12 protein-coding genes and 1 pseudogene are annotated in these 13,037 nt (G+C 42.1%); 4 read left to right on the plus strand and 9 right to left on the minus strand.

What is annotated here, in order from left to right; all coding sequences use genetic code 11:
* Positions 1 to 81: 81 nt before the first annotated feature.
* Complete coding sequence (gene thyD, locus NPUN_RS02580) at positions 82 to 1,002, minus strand: thylakoid membrane protein ThyD (protein ID WP_012407306.1); 921 nt, start codon at positions 1,000 to 1,002, stop codon at positions 82 to 84.
* Between the two features lie 300 nt (positions 1,003 to 1,302).
* Here thyD and NPUN_RS02585 point away from each other — a divergent pair, with 300 nt between their 5' ends.
* Complete coding sequence (locus NPUN_RS02585) at positions 1,303 to 1,650, plus strand: hypothetical protein (RefSeq protein ID WP_012407307.1); 348 nt, start codon at positions 1,303 to 1,305, stop codon at positions 1,648 to 1,650.
* Positions 1,651 to 1,722: 72 nt separating this feature from the next.
* Here NPUN_RS02585 and NPUN_RS42940 read toward each other — a convergent pair.
* Positions 1,723 to 1,827 (minus strand): annotated as a pseudogene (locus NPUN_RS42940) (FHA domain-containing protein); the annotation flags it as partial.
* A gap of 89 nt (positions 1,828 to 1,916) precedes the next feature.
* Here NPUN_RS42940 and NPUN_RS02590 point away from each other — a divergent pair.
* Positions 1,917 to 3,257 (plus strand): IS4 family transposase, encoded by a 1,341-nt coding sequence (locus NPUN_RS02590; protein ID WP_012407308.1) that lies wholly within the window; start codon positions 1,917 to 1,919, stop codon positions 3,255 to 3,257.
* Here NPUN_RS02590 and NPUN_RS02595 read toward each other — a convergent pair.
* From NPUN_RS02595 to NPUN_RS02610, 4 genes are all read right to left on the minus strand, one after another.
* Positions 3,205 to 3,678: an FHA domain-containing protein gene (locus tag NPUN_RS02595; protein ID WP_052304551.1), complete on the minus strand. Its 474-nt coding sequence runs from the start codon at positions 3,676 to 3,678 to the stop codon at positions 3,205 to 3,207. The genes NPUN_RS02590 and NPUN_RS02595 overlap by 53 nt on opposite strands.
* Positions 3,679 to 4,003: 325 nt before the next feature.
* On the minus strand, positions 4,004 to 6,430 hold the full coding sequence (locus tag NPUN_RS02600) for a heavy metal translocating P-type ATPase (RefSeq protein WP_012407309.1): 2,427 nt from the start codon (positions 6,428 to 6,430) through the stop codon (positions 4,004 to 4,006).
* A gap of 134 nt (positions 6,431 to 6,564) precedes the next feature.
* Entirely contained in the window at positions 6,565 to 6,759 is a 195-nt protein-coding gene (locus NPUN_RS02605; protein WP_234711032.1) for a hypothetical protein, read from the minus strand.
* 74 nt (positions 6,760 to 6,833) lie between these two features.
* On the minus strand, positions 6,834 to 7,118 hold the full coding sequence (locus NPUN_RS02610; RefSeq protein ID WP_234711033.1) for a DUF2752 domain-containing protein: 285 nt from the start codon (positions 7,116 to 7,118) through the stop codon (positions 6,834 to 6,836).
* Positions 7,119 to 7,964: 846 nt separating this feature from the next.
* Here NPUN_RS02610 and NPUN_RS44980 point away from each other — a divergent pair.
* Positions 7,965 to 8,213 carry a reverse transcriptase N-terminal domain-containing protein gene (locus NPUN_RS44980; RefSeq protein WP_473989784.1) on the plus strand — a complete coding sequence of 83 codons (249 nt, stop codon included), beginning with the start codon at positions 7,965 to 7,967 and terminating at the stop codon, positions 8,211 to 8,213.
* Positions 8,214 to 8,331: 118 nt separating this feature from the next.
* Positions 8,332 to 9,561 (plus strand): group II intron reverse transcriptase, encoded by a 1,230-nt coding sequence (locus NPUN_RS02615; RefSeq protein ID WP_473989785.1) that lies wholly within the window; start codon positions 8,332 to 8,334, stop codon positions 9,559 to 9,561.
* 222 nt (positions 9,562 to 9,783) lie between these two features.
* On the opposite strand, the gene NPUN_RS02620 is transcribed toward NPUN_RS02615, so the two are convergent.
* The 3 genes from NPUN_RS02620 to NPUN_RS02630 form a co-directional block, all read right to left on the minus strand.
* Positions 9,784 to 10,059, minus strand: a complete 276-nt coding sequence (locus tag NPUN_RS02620) for a TM2 domain-containing protein (protein WP_012407311.1) — start codon at positions 10,057 to 10,059, stop codon at positions 9,784 to 9,786.
* 605 nt (positions 10,060 to 10,664) lie between these two features.
* Positions 10,665 to 12,239 carry a CPBP family intramembrane glutamic endopeptidase gene (locus NPUN_RS02625; protein ID WP_012407312.1) on the minus strand — a complete coding sequence of 525 codons (1,575 nt, stop codon included), beginning with the start codon at positions 12,237 to 12,239 and terminating at the stop codon, positions 10,665 to 10,667.
* A 133-nt stretch (positions 12,240 to 12,372) separates the two neighbouring features.
* A complete protein-coding gene (locus tag NPUN_RS02630) occupies positions 12,373 to 12,903 on the minus strand; it encodes a hypothetical protein (RefSeq protein ID WP_012407313.1) in 531 nt (176 codons plus the stop codon).
* Positions 12,904 to 13,037 lie beyond the last annotated feature (134 nt).

Raw genomic sequence — 13,037 nt, forward strand, 5'->3', positions numbered from 1 at the left:
GGTAGGATGCTGCTCTTACTGAGGGGAAAACTATTCTCCCTTGCTCCCCGATCCCTTGCCTCTTCCCCATTCCCTTTGACTCTACGCAAGAATTTGTCTTAGTGCTGACTGTAAATTAGGATATTTGTACTCAAATCCTGTTTCCACGGTGCGCTTAGGAAGGACTTGCTGACCTTCTAAAACTACTATAGCCCCGTCTCCTAAAAGAGCTTCGATCGCAAAAGCCGGAACGGGCAACCAAGAAGGGCGATTCATCACTTGTCCCAAAGTTTGGCTTAAATCTGCCATTCGAACTGGGTTAGGGGCAGTAGCATTGTATACGCCTTCTATTTCCGATTTAGTTAAAGCTTGCATAATCAAGTTAACTAAATCGTCTACGTGAATCCATGAGAACCATTGCCGACCACTGCCAATGGGACCGCCAGCGAAGAGTTTGAAAGGCGGAATCATTTTACCTAAAGCCCCACCATTGCCCAGAACAATCCCAAAACGCAGAATTACCAGTCGTACACCAGCATCTTTTACTTTTGTCGCCTCTGCTTCCCAGGCTTGGCAGACCTGGGCGAGAAAATCGTTACCAGATTGGCTTGTTTCATCAAAGTTTGCCGTTTCACTGGTGCCATAGTAGCCAATAGCCGAAGCATTAATTAACACAGTTGGCTTGGGGTTAGCGTTGGCTATTGCTTCAACTATTTTTTGTGTGCCTAACTTTCGGCTATTGAGGATTTCTTGTTTGCGTTCTGGTGTCCAGCGCCCTTCACCAATAGGTTCTCCTGCCAGATTAACTACGCCATCACAACTAGCTATGACACTTTGCCAAGAACCAGATGTATTTGGTGTATAGGCAACAATTTCTACATTGGGGAAAGCCTCAGATGGAAAAACCTTTTGAGCAAAAGCGGTGTTCCGAGTTAATACTACTATTTTATGACCTTTTCCGTGGAGTCGTTGTACCAAAATACTACCGACAAATCCTGTTGCTCCAGTAATTGCTACTTTCATTCATTTTCTACCTCAGCCAAACTCTTATTGTAAAGTTTTTGATCGACCTTTCAGCCGACAGCACTTTCTTTATGGATAGAACAGATGCAACTGTATCAGATGCAAATAATAGCCAAAACCCTGATTCTAAAGTAGCGGCAATTCATTAATTACCCTTACAGCGTGTAGTTTTGCGTAAGTCAGATGTATATCTGGTGATGCCTAATCTCAAAACTCAAAAACTTTGCTTTTTGAATGACTTTCCGTTTAGATGCTTCGGTATTATAGGATGGACGGAGTGTTGCAAGGCGTGGGGCTATTATGGCTCGCTATACCTGTTCGTTTATTGTTTCTGTTGCTAGTGACCATCTGTTGCCGTTACTTGTAGAACTTCTACAGGACTGTCAGTTGGATATTCAATACCACACGGGCGATTACATTATCGCTCGTCAGACTCCTGGTAATGTTCCTTTTCCTAAATTGATCACAGTAGAAGTACTGGTTGATAAATCAAAATCTACTGAAACAGAAACCCGGATGAGTATTGTGATTAAAAATGAAGAACTACCTCTCCAACTAGATAATTACTGCCGACAAATGTTTGAATTTATCAAGCAGGCTATTGAAAGTAGCCGCCATTGGCATTTGATTGAAAGTATTGCAGGATAGCTTTGGTAATTGAATTGACAATCCCACGGCTTAAAGCCGTGAGAGTGTCAAATTGTGGTTGGTAGTTATAATTCAATCTCCCAGATCCTCTAAATCCTCGGCCATACCGGGGTTTATTAGTGTAATGTCGTACTCGCTCGAATCCGTTTGTCCCAAACGCTGAGTATTTTTCAATACCTTAGCCAAAATCAGAGGGTGAAGAGAGAGGGCTGATGTAGTAGAGTTATTGTCTTCCCAAACGACAACTCAAAAGCCACAATCAACCCATGCCCGATATCTTATCACTCCTGCAATGCCTGCTACCGCAGATAAACGCGACAACGATGCGGCAATTGAACCAAATTATCCTGGCAATGTTAGCTCTAAGTGGTCGAGTCACGATGTTGGGAATTGCCCGTTGGGCAGGTGATGGCGGTAGCTATCGGACAATGGGGAGATTTTTTTCTACAGTAATACCTTGGGCAACATTGTTTTGGCTGTTTTTTCGTCAACATTTGTGGCGAAAAAATGATGTGTATTTGCTTGCAGGAGATGAAGTTGTAGTTAGTAAATCGGGGAAGCAAACTTACGGAGTAGATAGATTTTTTTCTAGCCTGGCTAGTAAACCAATTAATGGTTTATCTTTCTTCGTATTGTCATTAGTAAGCGTAGAAGGAAGGCAATCATTTCCGATTGGAATAGAACAGGTAATTAAAAGTGATGCCCAAATAAATAACACCTTGCCAATCAAAAAAGTAAAAGCTAAAGAGAAACGTGGACGGGGACGACCGAAAGGCAGTAAGAATAAAAACAAAACCGAAGTGATATTAACATCTGAACTCTTGTTAATTAAAAAGATGATTAACTCACTATTTGAGCTAGTAGCTAACTTTATCCCCTTGACATACTTGGTAGTAGATGGTCATTTTGGTAACAACAATGCCTTGCAGATGGTACGACAAGTTAACTTGCACATAATTTCCAAGCTGCGCCATGATTCAGCATTATACATCCCTTATGAAAATCCTGACTCGAATAAACGTTCTCGTCGTAAATACGGGGAAAAACTAGACTACCGTAATCTACCTGAGAAATATTTGTGTAAAAGTGATATTGAAGATGGAATTCAAACTGATATTTATCAAGCTACTCTTCTTCACAAAGAATTTGCTCAGTCTCTCAATGTAGTTATTTTAGTCAAAACTAATCTTAAAGCCAATATACGTAGCCATGTAATTTTATTTTCCAGCGACTTAGATTTGACGGCTGACAGAATTATTGACTATTACAAGCTTCGTTTCCAAATCGAGTTTAATTTTCGGGATGCCAAGCAATTCTGGGGCTTGGAAGATTTTATGAATCTGAGCCAAACTGCTGTGACTAATGCTGCTAATATTGCATTCTTTATGGTCAATTTATCCCATCATCTTCTAGCTGATTTCCGTAAACATAATCCTGGTTCTGGCATTATTGACCTGAAAGCTTATTACCGTGGTTTTCGATATGTTCATGAAATGTTAAAAATACTTCCTCAAAAGCCTGAGCCTATTTTACTAGCCCAAATTTTTGCCAAGCTCACTTCTTTGGGACGTATTCATCCCCTTTCCACAGGTGTTGAACCCTCGTAAATTGGCAACGGTATTGATTTTTCAAAAGGTAATAAATGGCACGGACTTGAGGGCCAAAAACGATCTCGTCTTCATTTCTGAGATCGTGGTTTGGGATTTTACGTCCATTAATCATCAAACCGTTGGAACTAGCCTTACCTTTGGCATCGCCATCTACAATCCGGTAATAGTAGCTATGACTATTATGCTCTCGTGGCAATCTGACTAATGTGGCATGGCGGCGGGAGACAAACTGAGACATCAAACGGATATTACACTCGCGGTCTCTACCGATAGAGTAGACGGGTTGCTCCAAAGAAAATTCTTTGCGACCTTGATCGTCTTCAATAATCAGTAGATGGTTTTCATTAGTTTCTGCTGCCATTGACAAATCGGTGGAACTGTGATTTAACAAGATTTGTTTCGTATCGTATTTTGCCATTTTCGGGCACCGTTAGTCTGTGGTGCTGATCTAAATAAGCTTTAAAATTGCATAATACCTTGAAAGAGTAGAGCTTGGTCGTTCTACTCCAGTAGCTATGATAGCTTTTGTAGGTGTCTTAACAGGCTTTGCGATCTGCGTAAAACCTGAATCTCGGCTCAGTGTAACAAATAATTACGAATTCGTAATGACGTTTTTTACAAGAAGCAAGCTATGCACAGCGTATCGTAGAGAACGTCATTAGTAATTACGAATTAAAAATTGTTAAGTTGAGATGGGAATGACTAAGATTTGTTATGGAAAATTTTAGGTTCAACAAAGTATTCTACGAGTGACGAGCTAATCGTCTTAATAATATTGAGTTTGTGACGACGCTAACAGAGCTAAAAGCCATTAATGCAGCAGCGCCAGATGGGTTAAGGACAAAACCCAGACTAGGGAACAAAACACCTGCTGCTAAAGGAATGCCAACTGTATTATATGCAAAAGCCCAGAATAAATTTTGGCGGATTTTGTTGAAGGTGGCGCGACTAAGCTGAATAGATTCGACTACATCGTTTAAGCGATCACGCATTAAGACAATTTCAGCAGTTTCCATTGCCACATCTGTCCCGGAGTGCAAAGCAATTCCTACATCTGCTTGAGATAAAGCTGGAGCATCATTGATTCCATCTCCTACCATTGCGACTACTGAGTGCTGAGTGAGGAGTGAGGAGTTAGGAGTTCCTTTTGTCCCTGCTTGTTGTAAATTCTTGATTGCAGCTGCTTTTTTCGCTGGGGGAACACCTGCTATGACATCAGCACTATCTAATCCTAGTTGTTTGGCTATGGCGCTAGCTGCTTCTAGGCGATCGCCACTGAGCAACATTACCCGTAATCCCATCTGACGCAATTTGTCTACAGTGGATTGGGCATCTGGTCTAAGGGTATCAGAAACAGCAATTAATCCGGCTAGAGTTCCCCCAACTGCTACACAAACGACTGTTTTACCATCTGTTGCCAAATCCTGTGCTACCTGTTGTGCAGTTTCACTAATTGAAATACCGTGCCAACTCAACCAATCCCAGTTACCCAACAGTACAACTGTGTCCTCTACCACAGCAGACACTCCTAATCCTGGTTCCGTGTGAAAGTCCACAGCTTCTGGAATAGATAACTTTTGTCTCTGTGCTTCTTGCTGAATCGCTTTTGCTAGAGGGTGGTGAGTACCACTTTCTACGGCTGTTGCTAGTTGGATTAGAGAGTAGGGATTCCCACTTCCCGTTTCTGAAATTAACAAGCAATCGGTCACGATGGGATGACCCGTGGTCAGAGTACCAGTTTTATCAAATACTACAGTGTCTAACTGGTGTACTTTTTCTAAAACGTCGCCGCCTTTGATTAACAAACCCCGTTCTGCGCCCATAGCAGTCCCAACAAGAATAGCTGTTGGGGTAGCAAGTCCTAAAGCACAGGGACAGGCAACTACCATAACTGCGATCGCTAGTTTTAAACTAATTAATAAAGGGGAGCGGGGAGCTTGATGTATAGCGTGGCTCATCATCTCCATCTCACCAGACATGGCGATATCAGTCCAAAGATGAGTGTCGAAAAAGTACCAAAAGACAAATGTTAATAAAGATGCTGTTAACACCCCGTATGTGAAGTAACCAGCTACTGTATCGGCTAACTTTTGTACTGGGGCTTTCCGAGTTTGGGCGGCTTCTACTAAAGCAACAATTTGAGCTAGAGTTGTATCACTTCCAGTCCGGGTTGTCTGAATAGCGATCGCTCCTGACTGGTTTAGTGTACCGCCTGTCACCGAATCTCCCGGTTGCTTAATTACTGGCACGGCTTCCCCAGTCAACATGGATTCATCGACTGTTGTTTGACCAAGCACCACTTCACCATCTACAGGAATTTTATCGCCTGGCAGCACCTGTAACCATTCACCAACCCGCACCTGTTCGGCAGGAATCTCTACACTAGAAGATCCCACTCCTCCTTTTTCTGGGTTGGCAATCAATCGCGCTACCTGTGGCTGAAGTGCTAGCAATTTCCTAAATGCAGCAGCAGCGCGACCTCTAGCTTGTTGCTCTAATGTTCTTCCTAAAAGAATAAAGCCCAGCATCATTACTGGTTCGTCAAAGAAGCACTCCCAACCCATTTGGGGAAAGAGCAGCGCTACTAAACTAGCAATGTAGGCTGTCAGCGTTCCCAATCCTATCAGGGTGTTCATGTTAGGCGCATTTCGCCGCCAGCCTAGCCAGCCATCTACTAAAATCGGGCGACCGGGAATTAATAACGCCACTGTAGCCAATCCACAGTGAAACCAGATGTTATTTAACAGTGGCAGCACCGAGCTACCAAGATTACCAAAATGTCCACTTCCCGACAATAACAGCAACATTGCAGCGATCGCCAACTGCCTAACAGAAGACCGCATTTCTCGGCGTTGTCGTTCTGCTGGATCTGGTAAGGTAGATATTTCGCCTGCTACTGTGGCCCTAGCTTTTCGGGGTTGAGTTGGAAATCCAACGGCTGTTAATCGCTGTGCCAGTGCATCTGCATCTACCGCACCAGTTTCTGACTCTACAACTGCTACCTCTGTCGCCAGGTTCACACAGGCACTCTTGACTCCTGGATGTTGGGTTAGCTGTCGTTCTACCGCGTTCACACACCCAGCACACTTCATGCCCCCAACATCAAGAATAATTTTCTCTAAAATTGGGCCAAGTTCTGGGGCTAGCTTAGTTTTTGGGACAAGTTGCATGGCAAGTGTTTAGATTCGCTACAGAAATTCAACGCCTGACTAAAAGCGTCTCTAATTTGAGCGTAGGCTAAATATGGAACTACGACTGTATGTCAACCCTATTAAATTTATTAATTTATCGTACTTCCTAAGGGTCATTGACGACTCCAGCGTAGATAAGTCACATAAATGATAGCTGCAACCTGCATTGGCATCAGGACAATCAGGCTTTTCCAAAAATTGTAAATTTCTAAATTAGACATGGCGCTGAAATAGCCAAAGCCCAACAACAAGAAGAGTATCCAGATGAGCTGTTTACGTTTGATGGTTAGCATAGCAGTATGATTCATAATTTTTTAACAAAAATCTCTAGTTATACCTATAAATCTGTAGAGAATACACAATAGCTTTCATGAATAGCTACTCAAGAAAAAAGTTTACCCAAGGGTGAGTTAATAAAATAAGAATACATTTCTCCTGTCTGTGATAGTTTATACAGGAGGAGAAAATAGTAAATCAAAAGTATAAATAACCCTATTATCTGTAATTTTCTTTGTTTTACTGGATGACAATAAAATGCTGTAATTCGGCTTTTTGTGACTAGTTTCAGAGTAATATGAACTGCCACAATCACAAAACTGGCAAATAAAAGTGGATCGAATAAATTTTCTGCCAGTGCTTCAAGCAAATTGCCTTGGGCAATAGCCATAAAGGAGCGAGTCATCCCACAATTTGAACATGGAATTCCAGTCAAATGCTGGATTGGACAAACTAAGAATCTTATTCTATAACCCAATACGTTTGGGTTAAGCGCTACTTCTACAAAATCGTGGGTTTTAAGACGCGATAAATCGCCGTCTCTACAAGTATTTTGGTCTTATCTGAACTGTATTGCTCTATAACCTTGGTGATAAAAATAAGTACCAATTAGGGGTTACAGGAGAATCCTACTAAACCCCAGCAAACTAATTTCCCTTGGTTTGGTGCGGCTCGTTCTAACTAGGAGCCTCTAGTGACTAGAGGGGTATGAGTTAGGTGGATTCGCAGGCGATTAAAGCCTGAAAATCTATAACTGTTTTTAGATGTAGGTGCAAACCCTACCCTTCAGAGGTGAAGTGACTCCCTACCTGGGCACACCGAGCGGGCGACATCCCAGCAGAGTGAAGCTGCCAGCAGGACGCAATCAGTTGTAAAACAAGCAGGTAACAACACTGGCGTTAAGGGGGAGGTAGCATGAGTAAAATAAGTCCTAGAAAAGCGTCTTACGGGAATGGCTACATCCTGAACTAAAAAATGTAGACCACGGCTCATAAAATCTCGCGGTAGTATCGTACCTCTAACCGCAATCCTCCGAGATAGAGTCAGGCGAATTGGACTGCTCTAAACTACCACAACAATCTAAGCTACGGAACGAGTAAAAACGTCACATTGGTCTGAGGCATTATTTTAATCGTCGAAAACCTCAGTAGGTTATGTCAAACGGAATTCCAAGTGACGGGTAAGATGTCAGCAAAACTGCTGACGGGTGTTCAGAGTACATTCAACCGAGTAAACCATGATTAGGCACAGTTCTTATTTAACTAGTGAATCTTGGAATAAGTTTCCCTGGAAGAAAATCCAGAAAAACGTATTCCGGTTACAAAGAAGAATATACAAAGCCATGAAAGAGGGCAATCTGGTAAAAGCCAAATCTCTTCAAAAGCTAATTCTGAAGTCCACCTCAGCGAAACTGTTGGCTATCCGTCAAGTTACCCAACTTAATAGGGGAAAACGAACGGCAGGTATAGACGGCAAAAAGCACTGACACAAACCGAAAGAATGCAACTGCTGCAATTACTGCAACACGGAGCATTTGAATGGAAACACCAGGGATTGAAAGAAATCCCTATTCCTAAAAAAATGGGAAGGTGAGAATACTTAAAGTGCCAACTATATCTGATAGGGCATGGCAGTGTTTAGCAAAACTAGCACTCGAACCAGCCCATGAAGCGACCTTCAATGAAAGGAGCTATGGTTTTCGACCCGGCAGGAGTGCAAAAGACGCTCAACAATATATCAGGATTAATCTCAGAAGTTCTTGCAACGGTAAGGATAAAAGAGTTATCGAACTTGATATTAAGAAGTGTTTTGACCGCATCTCCCACAAGGCAATCATGGATAGGCTCATCGCACCCCAAGCGCTAAAACTCGGTATATTCCGATGCCTAAAAGCAGGAATATCACTCAAATTTCCTGAACAAGGAACACCGCAAGGTGGTGTGGTCAGTCCGCTTCTAGCCAACATTGCGCTCAATGGAATCGAAGATGTCAATAAGAGCTATCGACGCGGTTATGCCGTCCGATACGCCGATGACATGATTATTTTCCTACAACCCCAGGATGACGCTAGCAAATTCATCAAGAACATTGAGGAATTTTTAGCCGAACGCGGCATGGAAATTAGCCCAGAAAAGACAAAGGTTACACCAGCGACCGACGGGTTTGACTTCCTTGGATGGAACTTCAAGGTTCAGAGAAGCGGCAAGTTTGTCTGTACTCCCTCAGTGGAGAACTACACAGCATTCCGCAAGAAAGTCAAAAGTATTGCTAATACTTCTCATTATGGTGCGGAAACAAAAGCGCAAAAAATAGCTCCCATCGTCAGGGGGTGGCGGAACTACCATGACAGATGCAATATGGACAGCACCAAAGATTCACTTTGGTTCTTGAACCACGCAACTTTCAAGAAGTTTCTAGCCGAAAAGAAGATGACCAAATATAGGGCTGAAGCTCTCGTTAAGAAAGCCTTTCCTAGCGTCTCTTGGACAGAGGGCAAGTTCGTATGCGTTAAAGGGGGTAAGTCGCCATTTGACGATGATATCGCCTACTGGAGTAAGAGACAATGCAAACTATATTTTGGCGAAACGGCTACAGCGCTTAGAAAACAAAACCATATTTGTGGATATTGCGGGTTGAACTTCTTACCTGGTGATGATATTAACCTACACCATAAGGACGGAAACCATGACAACTGGAAAAAGAACAATCTTGTGGCTATACACATGCATTGCCACCAGTACATCCACTCAGGCACAGCGCAAGCTGAGAACATCCAGGAGCCGGATGTAGCGAAAGCTACACGTCCGGTTCTGAAGGAGAGGTGCGGGAGGTAATACTCCCCATCGACTCTAATACAAAGGATAAGGAGATAATTCAAACACCTACAGGGCTTATGTAAACAGTAGCTGAAACCCTTGTTTCCATGTAGACACAAAACGTTTTCCCCAGGGTATTGACCCTAGAACTTGTCGTTTTGCGTCAGTCCTAACTTATTCTAAAGATACACTTAAGATATATAAATTTACAGAGAAACCAAAATGGGAAATCTTAAGTTTTTAGAACCAGCCCTGCTTATTCACAAAGTAGGTATTTACAAATTCTTCAGGAGGCTTATTCAAATAGATCATGCCTTCGATTAAACCTACAAGTTGCATAATTAACAAGGCAATACCGTAGGTGAAAGAACCCGCAACTACAGAAACCACCAACATGATAAAGCCTTCTGGAGCGTATCCTAGAATAAATTTATGAACCCCAAATCCTCCAAGGATAATGCCACAGTAACCAGCTAGAAGTTGTTTGGTAGGGTGACTGGGGTTGAGATTTGACATATTAAATGCTGCTCCTTGATAAGTAAGATATAAAAATAAAGTCTTTATTGTAATCAAAGCAAATACATTTACTTGCTTAATAAATACATTTTTAATTTTTTCAGTACAAGTAAGCCCCAAAATGACTAAAATCAGCGTGCTTCTATTTTAGAGGAGACGCTAAAATGTCTTGCGGCATAGCTTGAAAATCTGGCGCTCCTTAATAAATTTTGGTTTGGTGGATTGGATGACTGCAAACTCTGTTGCAGAAGTTTTGCAGCTTTTCAAGTAAGACATTTGGTCTTGAGAAGAATAAATCTCAATAATCCTCAAAAACTGCTATACCACTTTTTACAAGTCCATCAGTATTATTTCCGGGTTTTTTATGATCGCTTCCACTGGTAGTAAAACGCCATTGCACCAATGACAAAATTCAGTTATTGGCTAAAATCACCCGGATAAGAATAAATGCTTAACTAGATATTTGGTTGTCTATGTTAACAGCATTATCTGAATTGGCTTTTCAGCTAGTATTTATGCTTGGAGCCAATTATAACCAGTAAATTGTTCTTACATAAGGAGATAAAATCAGATATTTACATTTTTGACAACAGTACGCTTAAGTATTAATTACTACCTAAAACAAATAGGCTTAATAATGTACCACTATTCCAAAGGCTGTGTAGGAGCATAGGAGCAAGGAGGTTGCGCGATCGCGTGTAAACTACCCCTAAAACGATCCCCAATGCTGTCAGGGGAAGAATTTCCGATAAGCTGAGGTGAGCGATCGCAAATAACAGACTACTGATTATAATCGATCCCCATACGGGTAAGTAACGAGTTAGAGAAGGTAGCAAAAAGCCACGAAACAGAATTTCTTCGAAAAAAGGAGCAGCGATCGCTGCTGTAAAGAAGAATATACCAAGTGCTACCCCATCTTGGCTTTCTAAGGCCAGTTGCAGCAGGGGGTTACTACCACCCTGCCCTTGCCATAGCTGTTGATTGATTAAAGATACCATCACAACTATAGGCAAAGCCGTACAATAGCCGCCCAGTCCCCACAGAAACCAGTTATTTTGAAAACGGAAGCGGAACCAAAATTCTGGTAGCGGAAAAAATGGCTTGAGAGAGAAATACAGCACTAACAGCGCACCTAATGCTACCAATAGGTAACTAACCAAAACAGAAAATGCCTGAAGTCGCACATCAACAATAGGGCGCGGAATGGGTAGGACCGATATCACCAAGGGCACAAAAATTTGCCCCATAAAGAAAAAGCCTACAATAAAAACCTGCAAAACCGTTTCACCATCCCAAGGCGTTGACCAAGGAATATCAGCATTTTGAGCTAGTAACGAGGCTTTTCCTTTCAACAAGCGTTGAGCAAATAATAAAATCAGCAATATTAGACCAATTAAAGCCGCCAAGGTAGGAATAGTACCAATAACCGCTAATTTCAACACCGCTTGAGCAGCAGTTTCTTTTTGTGCAGCTTTTACTGCTAATAAAGCTTCTTGTCGTTGTTGGAGTTGGTATAGCTGAACCAAAGCAGTAGAGCGAAACCAACCTTCTAGATTCTTTTGAATCCGTTCTTGAGCATTTTGGAGCAGACGGGGAGGATTGCTCCACAGTCCACTCAATACAGCTGCGGTTTCTCCAAACTCTGGATTGACATCTGAGCGCTCTTGTAATTCACTCCAAGTTTTCAGGGCTGTATCCGTCTGTCCTTGCTGTGCTTGTAAAATTCCCAGGCGCAGGTCTAATTCAGCCAGTAATTTTTGTAATTGCTTTAGGGACTGCTGTAACTGTTGCTTTCCTTGTTTAGAGGTTTTAGTAGTCGGAGGAACTTCAGGTAGAGGTTTAGGAGGTATGGGAGTTATTTCAGATTGAGAGCGTAATTGTGCAAGCTTATTGTTAACTTTGTCCAAATTCGCTTGAACTGACTGACGTGCCTCCTGATATTGCTTTGTAGCGCTTTCTAGTGGTTGCTCACCAAGTATCGCTTCCCGAATCCCTTGAAGATTGTCATCACCGCTATCTTCTGATTGCCAAGCTTGGGCCTGCAAAGCAATATTGGTTTGGTACAGTTCCAGGCGACTTTGGAACTGGGGTTCTTGCCAACTACCGAATAAAGCCGAAACTGCCAACAGAACTGCTATCGGCGTTAGCACAAAAATTAAAACCAACCGCTTGAGTGTCATCTATCCCCCTTTGACTAACCAGTGGAGAGCGCGTCCCCCTTGGGAATTATCGCAAGAAAAAGTCAGAGGTGGATAAATATCATCAATATAAAGGTTTTAAGTTTGGTATCGCTAAAGAAACTCCAGTCTTAACTCAAGACTTTGAAATTCGATACTGCTGGGCAATGTAATAAAACAAACGATAGTAATCTTGAAATTCTTGGCTTTTGCTTCGTCCCTGCCAACAGTATTTCACTTGATCCTGAGTGAGTGTCAGTGTCATAGAAGCTACTCTTTGATCAACTTCTACAACTAGCACCCCAGATACTCCTTGGGCGGTTTGAAAGTTGGGTTTGATATTTTTCACTGGCTCTTGCTCTGTAACAATCGAATTCAGTAACTGCTGACTTGCCCATCCTCGAATTTCCACCGTTTTGTTTTGGGGCGAAATAAAGGCAATTCCATCACCATTTGCTGGGCCTGCTGAAGAAGTCCAGTTACTCGGATATGGAAATTCAAAGCCATAACGAGAGTTGCTATAAGTTTTCCATGCGATCGCTCCAGCGTTAAAATCATTTGCAGTACAACCCCAAATAATTACTAACAGGGCAATAAACGCGCTAACGCTGGCAGCAAACCGATAAATTCTTCGCCCCAAACTACAAATTTTATTAGCAGTAGCCATTTACATTACACATTTTGCCAAAGTCACTGATTTTATAGAAATACCAGAAACTCAGATCAATACCTTGCACTGAAAGAGCGCTCATTAAAAATTAAATATTCTTTCAGGATATTTACCATTCTCTTTTGGCTCCT

The organism is Nostoc punctiforme PCC 73102, from assembly GCF_000020025.1.
GTDB lineage: Bacteria > Cyanobacteriota > Cyanobacteriia > Cyanobacteriales > Nostocaceae > Nostoc > Nostoc punctiforme.